Annotated in this window: 20 protein-coding genes and 1 pseudogene; 2 read left to right on the top strand and 19 right to left on the bottom strand. The window is 69.7% G+C overall.

What is annotated here, in order from left to right; all coding sequences use genetic code 11:
• Positions 1-63 precede the first annotated feature (63 nt).
• From ACWCRD_RS17640 to ACWCRD_RS17600, 9 genes and pseudogenes are all read right to left on the bottom strand, one after another.
• Positions 64-2,586: a beta-L-arabinofuranosidase domain-containing protein gene (locus ACWCRD_RS17640; RefSeq protein WP_450966724.1), complete on the bottom strand. Its 2,523-nt coding sequence runs from the start codon at positions 2,584-2,586 to the stop codon at positions 64-66.
• Between the two features lie 137 nt (positions 2,587-2,723).
• Positions 2,724-3,641 (bottom strand): SGNH/GDSL hydrolase family protein, encoded by a 918-nt coding sequence (locus tag ACWCRD_RS17635; RefSeq protein WP_450966723.1) that lies wholly within the window; start codon positions 3,639-3,641, stop codon positions 2,724-2,726.
• An 82-nt stretch (positions 3,642-3,723) separates the two neighbouring features.
• Positions 3,724-4,728 (bottom strand): hybrid sensor histidine kinase/response regulator, encoded by a 1,005-nt coding sequence (locus ACWCRD_RS17630; RefSeq protein ID WP_450966722.1) that lies wholly within the window; start codon positions 4,726-4,728, stop codon positions 3,724-3,726.
• 154 nt (positions 4,729-4,882) lie between these two features.
• A pseudogene (locus tag ACWCRD_RS17625) lies at positions 4,883-5,209 on the bottom strand (response regulator transcription factor); the annotation flags it as partial.
• 232 nt (positions 5,210-5,441) lie between these two features.
• Complete coding sequence (locus ACWCRD_RS17620; protein WP_450966721.1) at positions 5,442-6,320, bottom strand: geranyl diphosphate 2-C-methyltransferase; 879 nt, start codon at positions 6,318-6,320, stop codon at positions 5,442-5,444.
• Between the two features lie 47 nt (positions 6,321-6,367).
• Complete coding sequence (locus tag ACWCRD_RS17615; protein ID WP_450966720.1) at positions 6,368-7,417, bottom strand: family 2 encapsulin nanocompartment cargo protein terpene cyclase; 1,050 nt, start codon at positions 7,415-7,417, stop codon at positions 6,368-6,370.
• Between the two features lie 14 nt (positions 7,418-7,431).
• Positions 7,432-8,874 carry a family 2B encapsulin nanocompartment shell protein gene (locus tag ACWCRD_RS17610; RefSeq protein WP_450966719.1) on the bottom strand — a complete coding sequence of 481 codons (1,443 nt, stop codon included), beginning with the start codon at positions 8,872-8,874 and terminating at the stop codon, positions 7,432-7,434.
• 947 nt (positions 8,875-9,821) lie between these two features.
• Positions 9,822-10,940, bottom strand: coding sequence for a fatty acid desaturase family protein (locus ACWCRD_RS17605; protein WP_450966718.1), 1,119 nt, complete (start codon positions 10,938-10,940; stop codon positions 9,822-9,824).
• A gap of 7 nt (positions 10,941-10,947) precedes the next feature.
• Positions 10,948-11,958: a ferredoxin reductase gene (locus ACWCRD_RS17600; RefSeq protein WP_450967015.1), complete on the bottom strand. Its 1,011-nt coding sequence runs from the start codon at positions 11,956-11,958 to the stop codon at positions 10,948-10,950.
• Between the two features lie 132 nt (positions 11,959-12,090).
• On the opposite strand from ACWCRD_RS17600, the gene ACWCRD_RS17595 reads away from it, so the two are divergent.
• The gene (locus ACWCRD_RS17595; protein WP_450966717.1) at positions 12,091-13,230 is read left to right on the top strand and encodes a PucR family transcriptional regulator; all 1,140 of its coding nucleotides are present in this window, start codon (positions 12,091-12,093) and stop codon (positions 13,228-13,230) included.
• A gap of 203 nt (positions 13,231-13,433) precedes the next feature.
• Complete coding sequence (locus ACWCRD_RS17590; RefSeq protein ID WP_450966716.1) at positions 13,434-13,772, top strand: thioredoxin family protein; 339 nt, start codon at positions 13,434-13,436, stop codon at positions 13,770-13,772.
• A 72-nt stretch (positions 13,773-13,844) separates the two neighbouring features.
• On the opposite strand, the gene ACWCRD_RS17585 is transcribed toward ACWCRD_RS17590, so the two are convergent.
• The 10 genes from ACWCRD_RS17585 to ACWCRD_RS17540 all read right to left on the bottom strand — a co-directional run bounded on the left by ACWCRD_RS17585 (position 13,845) and on the right by ACWCRD_RS17540 (position 22,454).
• Positions 13,845-14,681 (bottom strand): hypothetical protein, encoded by an 837-nt coding sequence (locus tag ACWCRD_RS17585; RefSeq protein WP_450966715.1) that lies wholly within the window; start codon positions 14,679-14,681, stop codon positions 13,845-13,847.
• A 360-nt stretch (positions 14,682-15,041) separates the two neighbouring features.
• Positions 15,042-16,052 (bottom strand): alpha/beta fold hydrolase, encoded by a 1,011-nt coding sequence (locus tag ACWCRD_RS17580; RefSeq protein WP_450966714.1) that lies wholly within the window; start codon positions 16,050-16,052, stop codon positions 15,042-15,044.
• Positions 16,053-16,362: 310 nt separating this feature from the next.
• The gene (locus tag ACWCRD_RS17575; RefSeq protein ID WP_450966713.1) at positions 16,363-17,061 is read right to left on the bottom strand and encodes an SDR family oxidoreductase; all 699 of its coding nucleotides are present in this window, start codon (positions 17,059-17,061) and stop codon (positions 16,363-16,365) included.
• Between the two features lie 105 nt (positions 17,062-17,166).
• Entirely contained in the window at positions 17,167-17,439 is a 273-nt protein-coding gene (locus tag ACWCRD_RS17570) for a PaaI family thioesterase (protein WP_450966712.1), read from the bottom strand.
• A 15-nt stretch (positions 17,440-17,454) separates the two neighbouring features.
• Positions 17,455-18,288: an enoyl-CoA hydratase/isomerase family protein gene (locus ACWCRD_RS17565; protein WP_450966711.1), complete on the bottom strand. Its 834-nt coding sequence runs from the start codon at positions 18,286-18,288 to the stop codon at positions 17,455-17,457.
• A 60-nt stretch (positions 18,289-18,348) separates the two neighbouring features.
• Positions 18,349-18,483 (bottom strand): hypothetical protein, encoded by a 135-nt coding sequence (locus tag ACWCRD_RS17560; RefSeq protein WP_450966710.1) that lies wholly within the window; start codon positions 18,481-18,483, stop codon positions 18,349-18,351.
• A 58-nt stretch (positions 18,484-18,541) separates the two neighbouring features.
• Positions 18,542-19,192 (bottom strand): response regulator, encoded by a 651-nt coding sequence (locus ACWCRD_RS17555; RefSeq protein WP_450967014.1) that lies wholly within the window; start codon positions 19,190-19,192, stop codon positions 18,542-18,544.
• Between the two features lie 303 nt (positions 19,193-19,495).
• The gene (locus tag ACWCRD_RS17550; protein WP_450966709.1) at positions 19,496-20,674 is read right to left on the bottom strand and encodes a low temperature requirement protein A; all 1,179 of its coding nucleotides are present in this window, start codon (positions 20,672-20,674) and stop codon (positions 19,496-19,498) included.
• A gap of 70 nt (positions 20,675-20,744) precedes the next feature.
• Complete coding sequence (locus ACWCRD_RS17545; RefSeq protein WP_450966708.1) at positions 20,745-21,596, bottom strand: alpha/beta fold hydrolase; 852 nt, start codon at positions 21,594-21,596, stop codon at positions 20,745-20,747.
• A 39-nt stretch (positions 21,597-21,635) separates the two neighbouring features.
• Positions 21,636-22,454: an oxidoreductase gene (locus ACWCRD_RS17540; protein ID WP_450966707.1), complete on the bottom strand. Its 819-nt coding sequence runs from the start codon at positions 22,452-22,454 to the stop codon at positions 21,636-21,638.
• Positions 22,455-22,536 lie beyond the last annotated feature (82 nt).

The following is a 22,536-nucleotide window of genomic DNA, read 5'->3' as shown; positions in this document are numbered from 1 at the left end:
GCGAGTGACGGCCGGCCCGCCCTCCGCGGGGTAGGGGACGGGCCGACCGCACCTGCCCCTGACCTAGGCCTGTGCCAGCGCCGCCACCTCGGTGGCGCTCAGCGTCCTGCCGCACACCCGGAAGTCGTCCACCGCGCCCTTCAGATACGGATCGGCGTACTGGGACCTGCCGACATACCCGGCGCGGATGTGGTTGCCGAAGTGGCGCGGCTCCACGGTGACGCCCGCGTTGCGGCCGGCCTCCGCGCCGTCGACGTACAGGACCGCCGTCCCGCCGCCGTACGTCACCGCCACATGCACCCACCGGCCGACGGGCAGCGGGTCGGCGTCGATGCGCTGCTCGCCGCCCGCGCCGCCGGCGGTGATCGCATAGCGCAGAGTGCCGTCGCCGCTGAGCGGGGTCAGGAACAGGTTGGCGGTGACGCCGGTGCCGACGTCGAAGATCCTGCTCCAGGCACCCGGCTGCCCGTCGAGGCGTACCCAGGTGGCGAGGGAGTAGGCCAAGGCGCCCGCCAACAGGTCCTCGGCGAGGACGACATGGCCGTCCGTGCCGTCCAGGGACACGGCCCCGCCGATCCGTCCCGAGGCCGACCATGAGGCACCGCCCGCCAGTCGGGCCGTCCGGCCGTTGCCGGTCGCGTCGGCCGCGGTCGTGCCCGAGGTCTCGTCGAAGCGGTGCCAGGCGGCGAACGCCGGGGGAGGGGGCGGGGGCGCGCCGGTGAGCCAGTACACCGAGTAGTGCTGGTGGTGGACGCGGGCGATCGGCAGCAGGGTCACCGCCTCGCCGTCGGCGCGGGCGGTGAAGCGCAGCGGGTTCGACGACGTCTGCCGCACGGAGCTCAGGTCGAGGCGGGGCAGCCAGGAGTTCGCCCGGTCGCCGTAGGCTCCCGCCAGGACCACCGGGCCGTGCAGCACCGCCTGCACATCGGGGTCGTCGGGGGTCGCCTCCACGGTCGTACGCATCGGCAGGGACACCTCGACCCGGTCTCCGGTGCGCCAGGCACGGTCCAGGGCGAGCCAGGTGCCGGGCTTCGGGCGGTCGGGCAGTGCACGGCCGTTGAGCGTGGCGCGGGCGCCGTGGGCCCAGGACGGGATGCGGATCTGCAGCCGGTGCGAGGCCTTTCCGGCGGTCACCGTCAAGGTGGTGGCGGAGCTGTCCGGGAAGCCGGTGGTCTGCCGCCAGGTGATGCCCTGCTCGCGCCACAGGACCTGTGACGGGATGAACAGGTTGACCAGCAGGTCACGGTCGCCGTGCGTGTAGATCGTGTCGGCGAACTTGGCGTGCGTCTCCATGCCGGTGCCGTGGTCGCAGGAGAAGTTGTCGTAGTCGGTGGAGTAGGCGTTCGGATCGGTGCCCATGAAGGACGGCTGGCGCTTGAACGAACCGGGCGCGAGACCGGTGTAGTAGATGTTGAAGCCGTGCTCGGAGTCCGGGTCCTGCTCGCCCAGCATCTGGTTGAACAGCGTGCGTTCGTAGTGGTCGAGCAGATCGGTGCGGCCAGGCGTGTGGAAGTGCAGCAGCCGGGTCAGCTTCAGCATGTTGTAGCTGTTGCAGTTCTCGCACGTGTTGTCGGACAACTGCCCGGCGACCACGTCCGGTTCGTGGAAGGCCTCGCCGTTGCTGTTGCCGCCGATGACGTACGAGTGGTGGCCGGTGACGATCTGCCAGAAGTTCGCGGCGATGGTGCGATAGCGGTCGGGGCGGCCCTCCTCCCACAGCCGCAGCGCGCCGACCATCTTCGGGATCTGCGTGTTGGCGTGCAGACCGGCGAGCCGGTCCTCGCCCCTGGCCAGCGGGTCGAAGACCCGGGCGTGCGTGAAGCGCTCGGCGACGTCGAGCCACTTGCCGTCCCCGGTGAGGGCGTGCAGATCGGCGAGGACGTCGTTCATCCCGCCGAACTCGGTCTCCAGCACCCGCTGCATCTGCTCGTACGACAGCTTCGCGGTGCGTGCGTCGACCCACCGCGCCTGCTGGAGCACCACGTCCAGGGCCTGGTCGTTCCCGGCCAGCCGGTACTGCTCGACCAGCCCGGCCATGATTTTGTGGATGGTGTAGTACGGCGCCCATACGCCGGTCCCGGCCTCCAGGCGGTCGAAGAAGCTCTCCGGGAAGGCGGACAGATACCCCCTGGCGAACCCGGCGGCCGGCGAAGCGGCCTGGCACTTGGCGAGCTCGGCGACCAGGGTGCGGCCCTTGTCGCGCAGGGCCGTCTCACCGGTGCCCGCGTAGGCGAGGGCGAGTCCGGAGAGCAGATGGCCGGTGGAGTGGCCGCGCAGCTCGACGCCCGGCCCCTCCCAGCCGCCGCAGGGCTGGGCACCGCTGGAGAGGCCGACGTTGGTACGGAAGGTGTGAAGCAGCCGGTCGAGGTCGACGAAGCGCAGATAGGCCGAGTTGCGGCGCTGGTTGTCCCGGAAGGGGCTGTCCAGCAGGGTCACCGCGGTGAGCGGGAAGGGCCGCACGACGGAAGCGGCGGCCCGGGCGGCTCCGTTCGCGGCGTGCGCGGTCCCTGGGCCGGTGAGGGCGAGGGCCGCCGAGGCGGTGCCGGTGGCCGCGAGGAACTGGCGTCTGCCGAGGGGTGGGGTCATCACCGTTGTCCTTTGCATGTCGGGGAGTCGGGCGGCGGTGTCCCTTCACCGCCCCACTATGGTTCGAAATACCGAATGTTGTGCGACATGCTGTGCGGTGGACACGCTAGGCGCCTGCTGTGTGATGTCAACAGCGCTCAATGGGACATGAGTTGCTGATGCGCAATCACCTGTGTGATCTCTCGGGTGATCCGCAGGATGCCGGGGGAGCGCACCGGGCACGGCTTCGGCGTGGACGTCGTCGGTGCCAGGCAGAAGTGCAGATAGTCCTGGTCGAGGTGGAGGGCGGTGCGGTCGCGGCCCGGCTGGGTGCAGTAGTCGCGGTGTTCGTGTTCGTAGGCCGTGCACGGCAGGTACTGGGACCAGCTGTAGCGGGCGCCGGCGGGGCTGACCGTCGCGCCCGCGTCGGCGACGAGGTCGCCCGAGACGGCCGCCTGCTGCTCGTACATCTGGTTCACGCGCCGCACCCGGTCGGGCGTGATCGGGTCCGGGCCCTGCAGCACCCACACGATCCGCGGACGTCTGCTGCCGCCCGCCGCGGCGATCTGCTCGGTGAGCCGGCGCAGGTCGGCCCGGTAGCGGGTGAAGTACTTCTTCTGCGAGGCGTTGTAGGTGATGCCGTCCATGCACCACGTGAAGCCCCACGCGTTGCCCCAGAACTGCATGACCACATAGTCCGGATGCTGCGCACGGACCAGTGCCGCCGCCTTCTCCGCGTCCGGCACCAGCGACTTCGCCCCGGTGCCCTCCAGGTAGTCACACAGGGTGGTGCCCGAGTACGGAGCACTTGTGTACTTCGCCCTCAGGTCCCGGCGAAGCTCCTGCCCGAGCACGTTCTGGGCCTCCATCGCGAGCGAATCCCCGAGGTAGAGCACGCGCGGCGCCACGGCAGGGGCGCCCGAGGAGGCCGGGGCCTGCTGATGGGTCGTCGATGCCGATGCTCCCGGGACGGAAGGAGAGGGCGGTGCCTCCTCAGGGCCGGACGACGGATCGCCGCACGCGCTGAGCAGCAGCACTCCGGTCAGCAGCATCCCCACGATCCACGGCTTCCGCATACGGCAACTCCAGCCCCGGCAACCGAAAACGGCTCCCCAGGCAAGCACAGGCAGGCCCAAGGCGGAAGACACCGGGGTGAGTTCAGGCGCCGTCCGGGCGTTCCAGACGCTCCAGCAGGTCCATGAGGTCGGTCAGCGGCAGCGGTTTGGCGAGGTGGGCGTCGAATCCGGCCGCCCGCGAGAGGGCACGGTCGCTGCCCTGGCTGAACCCGGACACCGCGATCAGCCGCAGCGTGCCGCCGTCCGGCCGCGCCCGCAGGGCCCGTGCGACCGCGTAGCCGTCGATGTCCGGCAGGCCCAGGTCGCACAGGACGACGTCGAAGGCGTGCGTCTCGGTGGCGGTGAGGGCGCCCTGGCCCGTGTGCACCGCCGTGACCCGGTGGCCCTGGCGTTCCAGCAGGGTGCGGTAGGTGGCGGCCAGGTCCGTGTTGTCCTCGACGATCAGGAGGGACAGCCGGCGGGGGGAGCCATGGACGGCCGGCGGCCGGGACGGGCGAAAGCTCACGGTGTCGGTCGTCGGCAGCAGCACCGTGAACATCGCGCCCTTGTCCGGCCCGTCGCTGTGCGCGGAGATGCGACCGCCGTGCAGTTCCACCACCGTCCGCGCCACCGCCAGCCCGAGCCCCAGGCCCTCGGGGGTGTCAGGGCCGGCCGGAGCGGCCCGCATGAACACCCCGAACAGCTCCTCGGCCTGGGCGGGGGAGAAGCCGATGCCGTCGTCCCGCACGATCAGCCGGGCCTGCCCGCCGGCGGCCGTCAGACCCACCTCGGTGCGGCCGCCCGGCCGGGTGTACTTCAGCGCGTTGGACAGCAGGTTCGTCAGCACCTGGGCCAGCCGCAGCCGGTCGCCGTCCACCATGACCGGCTCGGCCGGCAGCACGACCGTCAGCGTGCGGCCCTCGTGCCCGAACAGGCCTTGGATGTCGGCGCACGCGCCCTGCACGACGGACCGCACGTCGACCGGATCGCACACCAGCTCCAGCCGCCCGGTCACCGCGCGCGTGCCGTCCAGCAGGTCGTTGCTCATCCGCGCCAGCGTGCTCAGCTGCCGCTCCAGGACGGACAGCGCCGGATGGCCCTGCGGCATGTCGAGGGCCGTACTCCTTGGGGCGCAGCATCAGCTGGACACCGTCGACGGACGCCAGGCGGGCGGCGGAGTCGATGCGCAGCGCGCCGACCTGCAGCACGCTCGGCAGCTCAGGCGGCTGCGAGCGGCGCAGCACGGCGTGGATACGGGCCACCAGTTCCCGCTGGGAGAACGGCTTGACCAGGTAGTCGTCCGCCCCGATCTCCAGGCCCGCCACCCGGTCGGCCTCCGCGCCGCGCCCCGTCACGACGATGACCGGCAGCCGGCTCGTGGACCGCAGCGCCCGCAGCAGCTCCAGGCCGCTGCCGTCCGGCAGCCCCAGATCGAGAACGGCGAGATCTACACCGCCCTCGTACAGGGCGGCCTTCCCGGCACGCGCGTCCATGGCCCAGGTGACCGTGAAGCCCGCGCGCTCCAGATAGGAACGGCACATCAGTGCGAAGTCGGGGTCGTCCTCGATCAGAGCGAGGTGCGGTCGCATTCCGCATCACCCGGTCCGTCTGGCGTCCGCCCGTTGTGTCGCTGATGAGCGGGCGTTGATGCCCCGACCATGTGGCGAAGGTAGAACAGTAAATGCCCACGGTCCAGGGGGGAGCCGCTCGGGGGGTTCCGGCACGGGCTCGTGCGATGCGGGGATGCCGCATTGATCGCACCAGCCCGTGCCGGTACGTGCGCCCCGGCGCGTGTCAGCCGCTACGGCGTGACCGAGGGGCTCACACCCGGTCGGCGGCGATCAGCAGATACTGGAAACTGCCGTTCTTGTACGCGGTCAGGAACGTGTCCTCGATGCCCGTGACCAGGTGGTCCGCCTGCCGGCGCAGCTCCCAGTAAGGGATGGTGTCGGCCGTGAGGTCCTGTACGTGGACGGGCACGAGGCGGTGGCGGGCCATCGCCCGGAAGTACTCCGAGCGCGGGTGGATGTCGCAGATGTAGTGGGCGTTGATCTGGGAGACCTCGCGGGAGGCCCGGCCGTAGGTGTCGTTGTAGCAGCCGGTGATCACCACGTAGCGCCCGCCGCGGCGCAGCAGCCGGGAGTGCTCGGCGAACAGCAGTTCCAGCTCGACGTACATGGTCGACTCGTTGTTCCACGACGCCGCGTACGCGCCGGTGGCGAAGCCCGTGTCGAGCATGTTGCGGTGGTGGTAGCGCACCCGGCTGTCGATGCCCCGCTTGCGGGCCTGCTCGTTGGCGAACGCGGCCTGCTTGGCGGAGATCGTCACGCCGTCCGCGTGGCAGCCGTACCGCAGATGCGCCACGACGCTGCCGCCGCCGCGTCCGCAGCCGGCGTCGAAGACGCGGTCGGCGGCGGACAGCGGGCCGAGGTGGCCGGCCAGGAGCTCGGCCTGGGCGTGCTCCAGGCGGTGCAGTTCGGTGGTGATCCGTTCCCGCCGCAGGTCGGGGTCGGGCTCGTCGAGCACGGTCCAGTCGACGTCGCCGACGCCGTAGTGGTGGTGATAGAGATCGTCGATCTTGCCCAGTTCGAGGTTGACCGGGTTCTCCTCGGCGTTCCAGTAGTCCGCGACGCGGTTCTGGTACGTGGACTGGGTCGGCACCGGTGCCGCCTTGGTGTCGGCGTGGGGGGCGATGGTCAACTAGGACTCCTCGTGGTGCGTCTGACGGGTTGTCAGCACAGCGGGCGTTACCAGTAGTCGGGCAGGTGGTAGCGGTGGGTGTTGGTGGCGTGCCACTCGTGGTTGCCGGCCACCCAGTCGGACAGGCCCCGGGCGTAGCGCTCCACGAGGGGCGAGGTGGCGGCGAGGAGGGCGGACTCGTCCTCGAAGGCGGTCATGATCTCGTTGTGGATCTCGACGGCCTTCAGATAGGCGGCCTTCAGCCCGCACCGCTCGTTGGCGGCGAGGACCTGGGGCAGGTTGAGGTGGGTGGGGTCGCTCGCCAGCTCCTTGGTGAAGGAGTAGAGGTCGTTGACGATGGTGGTGGCGTTGCAGGCGAGTGCGGTGATGCGCTGGATCTCCGGGCGGGCGTAGACGGCCTCCGGCAGCTCGTAGCCGTCCACCGCGTCGATGATCGACAGACAGGGGCGGAAGTTGTTGAACTGCCGCATCACCAGGTACTCCCACACCTGCGGCACATACCGGATCTCCGCCCAGGCGGCCTCGGCGAGATAGCCGAGGTGCAGCCGTGCCATGTCGTGCACGAACCGGTCGGTCTGGCTGGGGGTGGCGACGGCGGCGTAGTCCTTCATCGCCCAGTGGTACGAGCGCAGCGGCCCGTCGGCCTGCACTCCGCGCGCCCACTGCTCCTGCAGCGCGGGTGTGCTGTGGAAGGGGTCGAGCGCCGACTGGGCCAGGATCAGCCGGCCGCCGAGACCGCGCCGGGCGCCGCCCCTGCCCTCGTCCTCCTCGCAGTAGCAGCTGTCGACGAGGTTCTCCGCCAGCAGGAACTTGCCGGCGGCGGTGAGGCGTTCCAGGTCGGCCGCCGCCGGATGCTGGAGCACCACGGCCCGGCCGAACTGGAAGCCCGAGAAGTCCCCGGACCAGGCCTTCGGGAACAGGTCGAGGCCGTGGGCCCAGGCCTCCAGCCTGCGGTCGACCTCCTCCACCTTCGCCGGGTCGGCGGGGGCGACCCGCCGGTACTTGAGGCCGGGGATCGCCCCGCCGCGCCGGGTGCGAACGGTGCGGGCCAGATTGGGCGGCCCCGGCAGCGAGGACGAGGCGGCGGACGTGCTCATTGCGTGCTCCACCCTCAGTCGGCCGTCCGGCCGATCTGGACGTTCTCCAGGATCCCGGCCGCATCCGGCACCAGGATGGCCAGCGAGTAGTAGGCGGTCACCAGGTAGCGGATGATCGCGGCCGTGTCGATGCCCATGAAGCGCACGTTCAGGCCCGGCTGGAACTCGTCGGGGATGCCGGTCTGGTAGAGCCCGATCACCCCCTGGTCGGACTCCCCGGTGCGCAGCGCGATGATGCTGCTGGTGTGATCGCGACTGATCGGGATCTTGTTGCAGGGGAAGATCGGAACCCCCCGCCAGGCAGGGATCTCATGCCCCTCGACGCTCGCCGTGCCCGGCACCAGACCGCGCCGGTTGCACTGCCGGAAGAAGGCCGCGATCGCCTTCGGATGGGCGAGGAACACCTTGGTCTTGCGGCGCATGGCCAGCAGCTCGTCCATGTCGTCCGGGGTCGGCGGCCCGGTGAAGGTGCTGACGCGCTGGCCGTAGTCGACGTTGTGCAGCAGCCCGAACTCCCGGTTGTTGACCAGCTCCCACTCCTGGCGCTCGCGGATCTCCTCGACCGTCAGGCGCAGCTGCTGCTCGGTCTGGTTCATCGGGTTGTTGTAGAGGTCGGCGACCCGGGTGTGGACCCGCAGGACGGTCTGGGTGAGCGACAGCTCGTACTCGCGCGGCGCGAGGTCGTAGTTCACGAAGCCGCCGTTGAGCGTCGGCTCGCCGACATGGCCGGCCTGTACGGGAACGTCCGCCTCGCCCTTGCGGTTCATCGGCAGCTTCTGCCGTGCCGCGAACGCCTCCAGATGTGCGGCGAGCGAGGGCACCCGGTCGGTGAACTCCCTCACCACGTCCCAGGGCAGCACCAGCAGTACGCCGGCCGTCTCCGCCCGCACCGAGCTCAGCCACAGCGGGTCGGACTGCCCGATGGCCTCGTCGCCCATCTGGTCGCCGTCGGCGACGACCCCGATGATCTCCTCCTCGCCGTACTTGCCCTCGGTGAACCGGGTGAACTTGCCGTGCACGACGAGATAGGCCTCCGTGACCCGCTGCCCGGCCTCGAACAGCACCTGTCCCGCCCGCACCTCCCGGACCCGGAAGCGGGTGGCGACCTCCTTGAGGACCTCGGTGTCGGAGTAGCCGCGCAGCACCGGCAGTTCGGTGAGGGTCTCGGGGATGACCTTGATGTCGTCGGCGCCGTTCTGCTCGAACTGCACCCGCCCGCGGCCGATCCGCAGTTGCAGACGCCGGTTGACCCGGTAGGTGCCGCCCTTGACGTCCACCCACGGCAGCGTCCGCAGCAGCCAGCGCGAGCTGATGGCCTGCATCTGCGGTTCGGACTTGGTCGTCGTGGCGAGCTGGCGCGCCGCCTGGGTGCTGAGACTGGTCAGCTGCCCCTCGCCGTCGGGTGCGGTGGCGGGTTCCTCGGTGGCGGGTTCGGTGGCGCTTTCGGGGGCGGACACATTCCCTCCCTGGGGACGTACCTGGCGACGTACAGGAGTGAGCGGAGTGGTCGTGGTTGAAGGCGACGCCGCGGTGGACGACAGCTCGGCGTCGCATGTACAAGGCAAACAGCCTCGCGGATGCCCCGGTACGGCGCAAAGGGGGCGGTTTCACCGCCTGGTAACGCAAACCTCGCGAACGAGGCAGCACGCCGAGGCCTCCGCGCTCCCGCGCCCCTCACTCCATCCCGTGCGCCCCCGCCGCCCGCAATGAAAGCTTCGAGGTGAGAGGTGCAGCGGGTGCCGCCGAGTGGGGTGCAGGTCAGCGATCGGTCGATGCGGATGACGTTGATCGCGGTGGCGGCGAAGACGCTGCCGAGGCGGGTCGCCGGCATGGTTGCGGTAGCGCGTGCGGCGAAGGCCGGTGACGCGCGGTCAGGAACAAGGCGGCCGTGGTGCAGCCGGCAGCAACGACATGCACGTCCGGCAGTAACTGCCGTTCCGCGAGCGCATGGTGGACCGGTTCGGTCATCTCCGTCGGCCGCCACGGCGTCGGCGGGGGCCGCGTGCGTGATCACGTGCAGCGTGTCCGAGGCTCACAGGTGTCGGTCAGATGCGCCTTGTAGCCGGTCCAGCCGGAGCCATACTGACCTGCACTCTCCAGCCACCGCCATTAGGGAACTGGCCGACCCGGCGAGCCCGAAAGACCCATCGCCAGGACGGCTGGTCAACGAACGGTGGGCTGCGAAGCCGCCGCGGCGTGCGCGACGGACTGGCTGACCGTGTCCAGCGCCGCTGCCCTTGCCGCGTCGGTCATGCGGGCCGGTCCATGGGTGACCACGGGGTCGAGGACCTGTGGCCGACGAACTCCAACATCCCGCGATGGATGTGGAACAGGAAGTCGTGCATCGAGCCGAAGGAGGGCGGCGCCGCCGGTACGGCCGAGAGATCTGAACCGGTACCGGGAATCAGGCGGCGACGAGCTCCCGCTCGCGGTCCGGCGTCTTGACCTTGGGGTTCTTGTTCGGCAGCGAGAGCCGGAAGACCTTGCGCCACGCGGAGAACACCTGCTTGGGCAGCGGCCCGGTGACGTACTCCAGCTCGTACTTCTCGAACAGCGCGCGCACCTTCACCGCGACCTCGGCGTACCGGTTGCTCGGCAGGTCCGGGAACAGATGGTGCTCGATCTGGTGCGAGAGGTTGCCGGTCATGAAGTGCATGGCCTTGCTGCCGCTGATGTTGGCCGAGCCCATCATCTGGCGCAGGTACCACTGCCCCCGCGTCTCGCCCTTGATCGACCGGCGCTCGAAGACCTGCACGCCCTCAGGGAAGTGCCCGCACATGATCACCGAGTGGGACCAGATGTTGCGGACCAGGTTCGCGGTGAACGTGGCGGCGAGCGTGGGGAGGAACGAAGGACCCGACAGCAGCGGGTGAATCACGTAGTCCTTGAGCACCTGCTTGCGGATCTTGCGGCCCACGGCCTTGGCCCGCGCGCGGAACTCCGGGTTGTTGCGGCGGCGCTTGTGCAGGTTCTTGCCGAGCTCCAGGTCGTACGCCGCGATGCCGTACTCGAAGAAGCAGGCGTTGAGGAAGTTCCACAGCGGCTGGCCGAGGTGGAACGGCTGCCACTTCTGGTCCTCGTCGACGCGCATGATGCCGTAGCCGAGGTCGTTGTCCTTGCCGATCACGTTGGTGTACGTGTGGTGCAGCTCGTTGTGCGAGTGCTTCCACTGGTCGGCCGGCGAGACGTGATCCCACTCCCAGGTGGTGGAGTGGATCTTCGGGTCGCGCATCCAGTCCCACTGGCCGTGCAGGATGTTGTGGCCGATCTCCATGTTGTCCATGATCTTCGCCACGGACAGGCCGGCGGTGCCGAGCAGCCACGCGGGCGGGAAGATCGAGAACAGCAGCACGCCCCTGCTGACCAGTTCGAGCTTGCGCTGCGCGGAGATGACCTTGCGGATGTAGGCGGCGTCGTTCTCGCCGCGGCCGGCGATCACCTCGTCGCGGATCGCGTCCAGCTCGCGGCCGAGCTCCTCGATCTGCTCCGCGGTCAGGTGGGCGGTGGGGTCGATGGCGGTCAAGGTGCTCCTACCGGTCGATGTCACAGGGGCCCGCCGCGGCGGACACACAGGTCTGGATGAGGACGCCCGGCTCGGCTTCAGTGAGCTCGCCGGTGCGCACGTCGCGGACGGCACCAGCCTTGAGCGGCGAGATGCAGCCGAAGCAGATGCCCATGCGGCACCCGGAGGGCATCAGCACGCCGGCCTCCTCGCCGACGTCCAGCAACGGCGTGGCGCCGTCCGCGTCGACGGTCTTGCCGGTGGCGCTGAACGTGACCTCGCCGCCGTCGCCGGCGACGACGATGCTGGGGCGGAAGCGTTCGGTGTGCAGGCGCTCCTGTACGCCGTGCTCGCTCCAGTGCGCTTCGATGGCGTCGAGCAGGCCCGCGGGTCCGCAGGCCCAGGTCTCGCGCTCGGCCCAGTCGGGTACGAGTTCGTCGAGACGGGTGATGTCGAGCGTGCCGTGTGTGTCGGTGTGCACCTCGGTGAGCCGCAACTTCTTGTCGGCGACCAAGTCGTGCAGTTCGTTGCGGAAGATCACATCTTGCGGCCGTGGCGCGCAGTGGACCATGACGACGTCGTCGAACTCGGTGTCGCGCAGCATGCCCATCACGGGTGTGATGCCGCTGCCGGCCGTCAGGTACAGCACCTTGGCGGGCGTGGCCTGCGGCAGCACGAAGTCACCGGTCGGCTGGTCGAGCTGGATCAGCGTGCCCGGCTTCGCCCGGCGGACCAGGTGGTTGCTGACCTTGCCGTCCGGGATCGTCTTCACGGTGATCGTGACGCGGCCGTCCGGGCGGTTTGCCGGCGAGGTGATGGAGTAGGCACGCCACAGGCGCACCCCATCGACGTCGACCCCGATCCGCACGTACTGACCGGCCCTGTGGCCGCGCCAGCCCCGTCCCGGTCTGATCACGATGGTCGCGGCGTCACCCGTCTCGGGGTGCACGGCCTCGATGCGCCCACGCAGGTCGGCGCCCGCACGCAGCGGGCTGACCAGGTCGAGGTAGTCCGACGGCAGCAGCGGCGTCGTGACCATCTCCAGCAGTTTCCACGCCCTGCCGCGGAGGGCCGCACTCATCATGACTCCAGCTTGCTGTGCCTCAAGGCGTAAAGTCCTGACCGCAGGACGTGAATCTGGTCGGTCGAATTGTTCGCAGGGAACAAAAACGTGAGCCATGCCATCCGGAGGGCCAGCGAACTGGCCCTGGACGAGACGACGGTCACCGCACTTCGGGCCGCGCTGAGGACCACCGCCGACGAGGTCGTCCAGGCGATCATCGACGAGGTCCCTTCCTACGCCAACGCCCTTTCGGGCAGCATGGGCGGCACCATCCGCCGAGCCGTGCGCACCGCCCTGGGAAACTACCTGGACCTGGCGAGCGGGAACGCCACGGGTGGTGATGCCGGCGACGCCGCCTACGAGCTGGGCCGCGGCGAGGTGCGCGACGGCCGTTCGATGGACGCCCTGCTCAGCGCCTACCGCGTCGGCGCCCGCGTGGCCTGGCGATGCCTGGCAGCGGGTGCAGTACCCGCAGGTCTGCCCGCCGCCGAGGTCGCCAAGTTCGCCGAACTGACCTTCGCCTACATCGACGAGCTCTCCGCCGCGAGCGCCGCGGGCCACGCCGACGAACTGGCCGCTCGGGGCAGGGCCCAGGAGCGCCACCTGGAACACCTGGCCCGCGACCTCCTCGCCGGCGCGAGCCCGGACGTGCTGCTGGCCTCTGTTCAGCGGGCGGGGTGGCAGCCTCCGGCCTCGCTGACCGCGGTCCTGCTGCCCGCCGACCAGGCCCGGCCTGCCTACCGCGCGCTCGACCCGAGCACCCTCGTCCTCGACGATCTGCCGGACGCCACCGGTGTGCTGCTCGTCCCCGATGCCGACCGACCACATCTCCTGCGGCAGCTGACCGACCGCACCGCCGTGGTCGGCCCGGCCCGGCCATGGACTCGTGCGTCCGCCTCGTACGCACGAGCGCTGCGCGCGCGCTCCCTCTCCGCTGATATTCGCGACACCGAGGACCACCTGCCGGAGCTGGTGCTGAGCGCCGACCTGGACGCGTTCGCAGACCTGCGTGCCCGAGCCCTCGCACCCCTGCGGACCTTGCCCGTCGCGACCGCACAGCGGCTGGAGGAGACGCTGCGCGAGTGGCTGCTGCACCAGGGCAGGCGGGACGAGGTGGCGGCGGCGCTGTTCGTCCACCCCCAGACGGTCCGGTACCGGATGTCGCAGCTGCGGGAGCTGTTTCCGGACCTCGCATCGCCACACCGGGTCCTTGAACTGACGCTGGCGGTCGGTCTTCGGGCCGGCTGACACGTACTTCGACCGGACGAGCGGTGTCGGTGATCCGGTCCGCTATGCCCTGGAAAACAGCTTTCAAATCACCGTGCAGGGCGCTGTGCGGCCCCCCGTGCCTCTCTTCCGGCAGATCAACCGGACGACCGACCGGGCCGACGCGGCACACCGCGCGAGGGATGATGGGGAGGGAATGACGGAACCTTAGGTCAGGAGCTTCCATGGCGAAGCGGGTTCACCGACCCCGTGAGGACGCCGAGTTCAAGTTCATCCTCGGGATGAGCGGAGTTCCGGTCCTCGCCTACTTCACCGGGACATGGCCCAAGGCGATCGAGCCCTGCAGGGTGATGGACCTCGTCATGAGTGGCATCGCCGACGACTACACGAGCCGGCTGACGGTCGTCCGCGCCGACATCACACGTTGTCCGGCCGCAACCGAGCGATACGGGATCACCGGAGCGCCGTCCCACGTCCTGCTGAAGGAGGGAGAGGCGGTGGCGCACGCCACGGGGCCCACGACCATCGCCGACGTACGGAAGTTCCTGGACGACCACCTCTGAGCGGCCGCTGAGGCACGTGGCCGCCACATGCGCCAGGTCTTGTCCACGTCCGAAGCAGCCCGCGGCTGCGATTCAGGGGCGGGGTGGGGTGCTCAGGAACCGGTGGAGGGAGGTCGTCATGCTGGTGACAAATGTGTTGCGGGTCGGGTCGTCGAGGTGGTCCAGGGACAGGTAGGGGTTGAGGTCTTCCAGCTCGACCAGGAGCAGGTCACCCTCCTGGGTGCGGCAGGCGTCCACGCGCTGGATGCCGTGATCGAGGGTGTTCCAAGCAATGAAGCGGCGGGCGAAGTCGAGGTCGGCTTCGGCGGGCTGGTAGGGCTCAAGAACCCAGCGCCGTTCGGGGTCGGGGGCGTGCAGGGCGTACTGGAAGGCATCGTCCACGTAGTAGAACGACACCTCGTAGCGGAAATCGATGCGAGGCTGGACCAGGATGTCGCCGTAGGCGAGGCCGGCCAGCTCCTGCTGAGGCACGAAGCTGAGGCCGATGGAGTCCGCCCCCGCCTTCGGCTTGACCACGTACTGGTCGGTCTCGGGCAGGCGGCCGAGGTCCTGGGGCCGGTCAATGGTCGGGATGACCGGGTATTCGGCTGCGGTCAGGTCCAGCAGGTATTGCTTGCCTGCCATGTCGGCCCGGCCGGACAGCGGGTTGTAGACGCGGGTGCCGCGTGCTACGGCCTGGTTCCGGAAGGCGTCGTATTCCTTCTGGTAGTGGAGCACGGGGCCGCTGTTACGGATCACGACCACGTCAAAGGCGTCCATGAGAGCGGCGGCGTCCAGCGGATGGCACAAAGCGACGTCGAAGTCGTTCCGTAGCCGGGACGACAGGAAAATGTCCTCGTCGCAGTAGCGCCGCCCCCGTGCCTCGTAGGCGAGATCGGTCACGAACAAAACGCTGGGGCGGCCGGGCACGGGGCATCTCCTGGGTCGGTGGCCACCAACCTACCCAGACCGCCGGGCACCGCCCATACCGGGCAGTGTCGACGGTCGGCCAGTCGGAGGTCTTGCGGGTGTTCCTGGTCCCGGGCATGCCCGGGACACTGACCGTCTTGATCGCGAGGTTCAGACGGCGTCTCGCCCAGGTCCCGAGCTTGCCCGCATAAGCACGGTCAGCCGAGAAAACGGTGATCTCGGGATGGGTCAGCGGCAGGCGGAAGGGGAATTCCCCCCGCCGTGGCCCGTGGGCCATGAAGCCCCGGCGGGAAAGCCCGATAGGACAGCTGGTAGCGGGCCGGCTGATGTTCGCCGGGGCAATGGGCCGCAGATGTGCGGTCAGCGGTCGAGGAAGGCGTTCACTTCGGTGCCGAACTTGACGGCGTACTGGTAGAGGAAGCCATGGCCGGCGTCCGGGTAGATGTGCAGCTGGGCGTTGGGGAGGTACTTGGCCAGCAGGTGGGAGTTCTCGGCGGGCATCAGGAGGTCGCTCTCGCCGTCGGCGACCAGGACCGGCTGGAAGAGGGACTTCAGGCGGACCATCTTGGACTTGTCGGTGATGCCCCACTCGGACCACGCGGTGAGCTGGTGGTCGCGGGTGACGAGGCTGGTGGGGGCGTCGTGGTCGGTGGTGCGCTGCCCGAGGCGTTGCAGGAACTGCGTTCCCGCGGCCTGGCTGGTGGGGGTGTGCTTGAAGAACAGGAAGAGGTAGTCCTCGGGGCCGGGGCTGTCCTTCAGGGTCCGCTGCAGGATGTGGGGGTCGGATGCGCGCTGGTCCACTCCGCCCTGGGGGCCGGTGGCGGCCAGGACGACGCGGCGGACCTGCCAGGGGCGGCGCAGGGCGACCTCCTGGGCGACCTCGCCGCCGAGGGAGAAGCCGAGCAGGTCGTAGCGGGGCAGCTTGAGGGCGTCGATGAAGTCGATGGCGTCCAGGGCCATCTGCTGGTCGGTGCTGGGGGTGGTGCCGGTGGAGCCGCCGACGCCGACGTTGTCCACGAGGATGACCTCGCGCTTGGTGGCGATGGTGTCGATGAGCTTGGGGTCCCAGGAGTCGAGGTTGCCGCGGAAGTGCTGGAGGAAGACCAGTGGCACGCTGCCCGCGCCGGGGTGGCCGAAGCGGCGGTACTGGTAGGTGACGCCGTTGGCGGCCTTGATGCGCAGGTTGGGGGCGGTGCTGGCGGTCTCGGTGTTCTGGGTCTGGGCGACCGCCTGCCGCGTGCCGCTGGAGCTGCCGCTCACGGCGTTGGCCATGGTCGGTGCCGTGGCGGTGAGGGCCGCGACGACCGACATGGCGGCCAGCGCCATCGCGGTGCGCCGGGAGATACGGGTACGTCGGTTGGTTGAGGACATGCGCATTCCTTGAGTCGGGCCGGAGGTCTTCCCCGGCGCGTTGAACTTGCCGTGCGCTCCCACGTGCGGATGTTCCGCGGGGCGCAGGGATCGTGGGGCTGTTCCTGACCCGGCGACTCCGTCGACCGGGCCCGCCGCCGTATGGATGTGAACGCCCTGATGGAGCCGGTCACCTCAAAATCGGATCCGGGCCGGAGGTCATGGCCCGCGCGAGTGTGAGGGAGCGGGGTGTGACGGCGCCGGTGAGCCGGGGGCGGAGAAGGAACCCCGCGTGATCGACATGTGCCGAAGGTTCCTGGGCAACCGGCCGTCAGGGCAGTTCCGGGTAGAGCGCGGCGACGCCTCCGGCCAGTCCGGCCTGGACCTGACGGCTGATGTCGTCCGCGACGATCTCGTACGCGTCGGCGGCGATGCCGTCGACGGCGAGTCGGGCGACCTCGGCGGGGGCGGTCTTGGGCCCGGAGGCCTCCCGGATCATGTCGGTGTCCATGGGGCCGAGGTGCAGTCCGGCCACCTGGATGCCCTGCTCGGCGAGCTGTACGCGCAGGGCGTTGGTGAGCGACCACTCCGCGGACTTGGCGGCGCAGCAGGCGCCGGACTGCGGGAAGCTGAACCAGCTCAGGACGGACAGGATGTTCAGGATGGTGCCGCCGCCGTTGGCCGCGATCTGGGGTGCGAAGCCGCGGACCACCGAGAGCGTGCCGTAGTAGTGGGTGTCCATCTCCAAGCGGACGTTGTCGAGGTCGCCCGTGAGCAGGTCGGTGCCGGTGCCTGTCCCGGCGTTGTTGATCAGGACCGTCACGTCACCCGTTGCCTTCGCGGCTGCCGCCACGGAGTCGGGGTCGGTGATGTCGAGGGCGATGGGCTTGGCTCCCGGCAGGTCGACCTTGTCGGGGTTGCGGGCCCCGGCGTAGACGGTGGCGCCGCGGCTGAGCAGTTCGGCGGCGAGTGCGCGACCCAGCCCGCGGTTGGCGCCTGTGACCAGGACGGTGCTGGTGGAGAGGTCCATGAGAAGTCCCTGGTGCGTTGAGTGGGGAGGTCAGGCGGTCGGGCGCTGAGGTCGGTGATGCGGCGGTGGCGAAGGCGGTGCGCCGACCGTTGTGGACGGCGGTGGCTACGCAGCGGAGACGGCCGGTGCCGACGGTGACCCGGCGTGGGAAGGTGAGGTTGACGCCCTGCGTGGTGTAGCCGGTTCCGGCGGGGAGTTGGCTGTGGACGGCGGCGCCAGTGCGTTGTCGGCGAGGGTGGTGAGGATGCCGCCGTCGACGCCGAGTGCGTTGTAGTGCCACTCCGCGGGGGTCATCTCGAACACGGCCCGGCCCGGTTCGACCTCGACGTGCAACAGGCCGAGTGTCAGGGATGCCTTGAAGCCGATGCGGCGGAACACTCGGCCGCAGAGCGCTCATGCCTGTTCGTTGATGAGGCCGGCGTAGTGGCCCAGGTTCCGCTCGATCTCTTCTAGACCGATCTCGGCGATGGCCTTTCCGAGCTTCGGTACGCGGGCCTGGAATCCTGGCCAGTTGACCGATTCCGCGAACTCCGCCCAGGACGCGCGCAGATCGGCCACCGGCGGCAGGGTCGACCGGTTGATCTGTGCCTTGGCGCCCAGGACGGACTGCTTGTCGAACGAGGCGATGCGCGCTGCAACGCCGCTGACCAGGTCGTCGAGTTCGGCGTCGGCGACGGTCCGGGTCACCCATCCGTACCGCTCGGCCGTATCGGCGTCGAAGTCCTGGCTGGTGAGGATCGCTTCGAGCGCCCGGTCCCGCCCCAGGAGCCGGGCCAGACGGTCGCTGCCGCCGCCGCCCGGAACGATGCCGATCGCGACCTCGGGCTGGCAGAAGAACGCCTCCTCGCGGCTGGCATAGCGCAGATCGAAGGCCAGGGTGATCTCGTCCCCGCCGCCCCGGGTGCGTCCGCGGATGGAGGCGATGCTGATGAACGGTGCACTGGTCAGGCTCGTGACCAGGTCGACCCATGTCGGCGTTCCGTCGGCACTGTTCAGAGCCAGGAGTTCGGGCACCTCGCCGAGATCGGCGTGGTTGAAGAAGTATCCGGGTGTGCCGCTGTCGAAGATGACGACCTGCACCTGCTCGTCCCGGCTCAGCTCGTCGACGACGTCGACCAGTTGGCTGATGGTGTCCGCGCCGACGACGTTCACCGGCGGATTCGAGAAGGTGACCTTGCGGATCTTCGGTGCCACTGTCTCGATGCTGAACATGCTGTGCTGCTTCATGGTGTGCTCCAGTACTGAAAGTGCCGAAAGTGCTGAGGGGACGAATGGGCGAAGGAAGAATCAGGAGGTGTTGTCATGGTGTTGGGGCAGGCTGTCGGCGGCGGCCTCTTGATCGGTGGAGACGGCGCGGCCGGACTCGGGGCGGCGAACCGTTGGCCCAGCGGTGTCCAGTGCCAACTCCCGCATGATCGACATGACCCGAACCTAGGTACCGGCTGTGTCGTCGTGCGTCCTCCCGAGCGCCCGACCGGAGTCATCCACCAGGGCGAACGAGTCCGCTCTCGTAGGCCAGGACGACGGCCTGTATGCGGTCGCGGATGTGCAGTTTGGCGAGGATGCGGGCCACGTGGGTCTTGACCGTGGTCTCGCCGAGGAACAACTTCCCGGCGATCTCCGCGTTGTTCAGCCCACGGCCGCCCAGCCCCAGCACCTCCCGCTCACGGTCGGTCAGTACGTCGAGGCGTGCATCGGCAACGGGGGCGACGGCGCCCGTGACATACCGGTCGATCAGCCGTCGCGTCACCGACGGGGCGACCATCGTGTCGCCGCGCAGCACGCCACGTACGGCGACGAGCATCTCTGCGGCCGGCGTGTCCTTGACGAGGAAGCCACTGGCTCCGGCGCGGAGCGCCGCGTAGGCGTACTCGTCGCGGTCGCAGGCGGTGAGGACAAGCACGCGGGTGTCGGGCAGCGCGGCGCGCAATTGCGCGGTGGCCGTGATGCCGTCCAGGCGCGGCAGTCGCGCCTCCATGAGGACGAGGTCCGGGCGCAGCGTGAGTGCCTGTGCCACGGCCGTCTCGCCGTCCCCGGCCTCGCCGACGACCGTGAGGTCCGGCTGGCCGTTCACCACGGTGCGCAGTCCGGCCCGCATCAACTCCTGGGCGTCACAGATCAGTACGCCGATCTCCGCCGTGGCGCCCGCGCCCGACGACCGTGCGCCGGTCAGGCCGTGCCCGGACGGCGTCCGGTCGGCGTCGCGGGCACTGGCGTGGACGGCGGTGCCACGGTTTGACGGCTCAACAGCGAGCGCCCAGCCAAGGCCCCGGTCGGCTCCGGTGACGAGGACGGTACCGGCGGACATGCCCATGAAATCCTCCTGGTGAACGGGTCAACGGAGTCCGGGGTGAAGGAGAAGGGCACGCTGACCTAGGCGAAAGGCCTGCCGATGCTTTCCGTCGACGGGCGGGCCGGCCACAGGCGCGGTAGGTCAGACGTTCCTGTCAGTGACCTGGGGGCCTGACGGGATCGGCCTCGCACGCGCATCACCAGCCGGACGGCGTCCTTCGAACACGGCCAGTGCGACGACGATCGCGGCGGCGACGACCGCCGCCAGGTACGCCGGGGCCCTCAACGTGACTGTGCCTGCGACGACGAGAGCGAACAGCGCGAGCAGCCGTGACGAGAGCAGGTCGTCGAACAGGGTCGCCCCGTGCCACACCTGTGGGACGAGGTAGAGGGCCGGCCCGCCGAAGAGCAGCAGGTTTGTGGTGATGCCTGCGTGGTCGACGGGGTGGACGATGACACGTTCATCGGCCACGGCGGCGGCGATCAACCCGGTGACGGTGGCCATGAGGCTGATGACGCCGCTGCGCCCGGCCCGCATCGGGTCCTCGGTCCGCTGGAAATGGCGCACGACGCGCTCGGAACGGCTGAAGTACAGCCAGAACAACGCGACCGTGCCGGTGAGCGCGACACTGCCGGTGAGCAGGGTCATCGGCTCGTACGGTGCCGCGGTGAGCGCGGTGCCGGTGGTCATGACCGTCTCGCCCAACGCGATGATCACGAACAGGCGCCCGCGTTCCAGCAGGTGCCCGCCGGCGAAGCCGACCCGCCGGGACTCCAGCCTGCGGCCGGGCAACGGATGCGCCGTCGCGGTGCCCGCCAACTCGATCAGCAGCGCCCCGGCCCACCACGCCAGCCGCGCGCCGCCGCCGACCGCCGCGCCGGTCAGCCACAGGGGAGCGGCCGCGATGAACCAGACCAGAACGCGGACGAAATGCTCCTGGTTGACCCGGTCGAGTCCGACGGTGAGCAGCCATACCGTCCGCCCGATGTGGATCAGCAGGAAGGTGGCGGCGAAGAGCCACCCGGCGTCGCTGAAAGCTTGTGGGATCGCGGCGTTCATGAACAGCCCGGCGAGCATGACCGCCAGCAGCATGCGTCGGGTCCGCGGGTCCTCGGCCGGCACGAGGGTGACCGCCCACGTGGTGTAGGCCCACGCCGCGTAGACCGCGAGGTAGAGGACGAGGGTCTGGGCCGCGCCGGTCCACGTCGGGTGGGCCAGCAGCTGATGCGACAGCTGGCCGATCGCGAAGACGTAGACCAGGTCGAAGAACAACTCGAGCGGCGTGACCTCGCGGCGCGCCGGATGGCTGGTCAACTCCACGGTGGGTCTCCTCGTTCGGGGAGGCGTTCCGACTCCCGTGTTGTCGGGCTTCGTTCAGTGGTTCCGCGGATCAGTCGCCGAGGAAGGCCGTCACCTGGGCGGCGAAGTCCTTCGCATGCTGGAAGAGGAAGGCGTGGCCGGCGTCGCTGTAGGCGACGAGGGTGGCGTTGGGCATGTGCTGTACGGCGGTGTAAGCCGCCAGCGCCGGGATCATCACGTCCTGCATGCCGGTCGCGTACAGGACGGGCTGCCGGATGGCCGCCAGGTCCGCTCGCACCTGCTCGAAGGGAATCGCCGCGTCCTTCGCGATCGCGGCGAGCTGGCCCAGGGCCGCCGCCTCGGACACCTCCGGGAGCCCGGTGGCCAGCCGTGTGGCCACCCTGGCGAGGTGCGCGTGCCCGGCGGCACGCCCGGTGTCCGTCTCCGGGAAGAACAGGAACACCAGGTCGTCCCCGGTGACCTCGGGCTTGGTCATGGTGGCCCGCACCTTCGGGTCCGGGTCGGGTGCGCCGGGCACCGTGCCGCCTGGGCCGGCGGCCGCCACGACCAGCCTGCGCACCAGGTCGGGCCGGGTGCGGGTGATGTGCTGGGCGACGGTGCCGCCCAGCGTCCAGCCGAGCAGGTCGACCTGTGTGAGGCCCAGAGCCTGGATGAACTCGACGGCGGCGTCGGCGAGTCCCTCGACGGAGTCGCGGGGGGTGCCGGTGGTGTAGCCGGTGCCGACGGCGTCGAACACGATTACGTCGTGCCCGGTTGCCAGGTGGTCCAGGAGTTCAGGGTCCCACCAGTCGAGGGTGCCCCGGACCCGGTTCAGCAGGACCAGCGGGGTACCGCCGGTCGGGCCGAGGCGCCGGTAGGTGAAGGTCGCGGAGGGACCGTCGACGGTAAGGTCCTCGGCTGTGTCTGCCAGATAGGTGCTCATGGTGGGCTTCGCTTTCTTGTCGCTCCGTTTCCGGGAAGGTCAGGCGGCGGGCAGGCGGTTGAGCTTGCGCAGCTGCTGGTCGAACACGCGGGAGGGGACCATGCGGCGCATCGTGCGAACGCGTCCGGTGATGGCGCCGGCGGTGTAGCGCAGCTTGGGCTTGCCATCGGTCGCGGCGGCGACGATCTCCTTGGCGACGACGGCGGGGTCGTCGCCGTCCTTGACCGCGCCGGCCATGTACTCCTCGAAGACGTGGCGCTGCTTGGCGTAGACGTCAAGGGGCCGGTCGGGACGCACGCTGGCCGCGTCGAACGCGGTGCTGGTCCAGGCGGGTTCGACGAGCAGGACCCGCACGCCGTACTCGCGGACCTCGTGGTCCACGGACTCCGAGTAACCCTCGACGGCGTGCTTGGAGGCCGCGTAGACCGCCATGTAGGGCTGCGGCATGAACCCGACGATGGACGAGATGTTGATGACGCGTCCACTGCGCTGGGCGCGCATGTGCGGCAGGACGGCGTTCGTCATCCGCATGACGCCGAAGACGTTGATGTCGAACAGGCCCTGCGCCTGCACGGCGGAGCTCTCCTCGGCCGCTCCTGCCGAGCCGATGCCGGCGTTGTTGACCAGCACGTCGATCCGTCCGAACTGCTCGATCACCTCACCGACCACAGCGGTCACCGACGCGTCGCCGGTGACGTCGAGATCGAGGAAGGTCACGCCCTTGAGCGGGGTGACGTGCGCGGTGTTGCGGCTGGTGCCGACCACCTCGTAGCCGGCCTCGGCCAGCGCGACGGCGGCTGCCTTTCCGATGCCGGAGGACGCGCCCGTCACGAGGGCTACCGGTCGTGTTGTCGTCATCTTGAACTCCTGGTTCCGGGACCGGGGCAACCCCCGATCGGTTGCATCAATGTATCAGTTCTGGAGTGAATGGCAACATGGA

Source organism: Streptomyces sp. NPDC002092 (assembly GCF_053593775.1).
The sequence above is the reverse complement of the archived record's forward strand: the minus strand, read 5'-3'. Positions and strand labels throughout refer to the sequence as shown.

Excerpts from the sequence above, each read along its gene's own strand:
- ACWCRD_RS17640 (WP_450966724.1), bottom strand. The coding sequence starts at position 2,586 with ATGACCCCACCCCTCGGCAGACGCCAGTTCCTCGCGGCCACCGGCACC.
- ACWCRD_RS17635 (WP_450966723.1), bottom strand. The coding sequence starts at position 3,641 with ATGCGGAAGCCGTGGATCGTGGGGATGCTGCTGACCGGAGTGCTGCTG.
- ACWCRD_RS17630 (WP_450966722.1), bottom strand. The coding sequence starts at position 4,728 with ATGCCGCAGGGCCATCCGGCGCTGTCCGTCCTGGAGCGGCAGCTGAGC.
- ACWCRD_RS17615 (WP_450966720.1), bottom strand. The coding sequence starts at position 7,417 with ATGAGCACGTCCGCCGCCTCGTCCTCGCTGCCGGGGCCGCCCAATCTG.
- ACWCRD_RS17600 (WP_450967015.1), bottom strand. The coding sequence starts at position 11,958 with ATGGTCACGACGCCGCTGCTGCCGTCGGACTACCTCGACCTGGTCAGC.
- ACWCRD_RS17590 (WP_450966716.1), top strand. The coding sequence starts at position 13,434 with ATGGCGAAGCGGGTTCACCGACCCCGTGAGGACGCCGAGTTCAAGTTC.
- ACWCRD_RS17580 (WP_450966714.1), bottom strand. The coding sequence starts at position 16,052 with ATGTCCTCAACCAACCGACGTACCCGTATCTCCCGGCGCACCGCGATG.
- ACWCRD_RS17575 (WP_450966713.1), bottom strand. The coding sequence starts at position 17,061 with ATGGACCTCTCCACCAGCACCGTCCTGGTCACAGGCGCCAACCGCGGG.
- ACWCRD_RS17565 (WP_450966711.1), bottom strand. The coding sequence starts at position 18,288 with ATGAAGCAGCACAGCATGTTCAGCATCGAGACAGTGGCACCGAAGATC.
- ACWCRD_RS17560 (WP_450966710.1), bottom strand. The coding sequence starts at position 18,483 with ATGTCGATCATGCGGGAGTTGGCACTGGACACCGCTGGGCCAACGGTT.
- ACWCRD_RS17545 (WP_450966708.1), bottom strand. The coding sequence starts at position 21,596 with ATGAGCACCTATCTGGCAGACACAGCCGAGGACCTTACCGTCGACGGT.
- ACWCRD_RS17540 (WP_450966707.1), bottom strand. The coding sequence starts at position 22,454 with ATGACGACAACACGACCGGTAGCCCTCGTGACGGGCGCGTCCTCCGGC.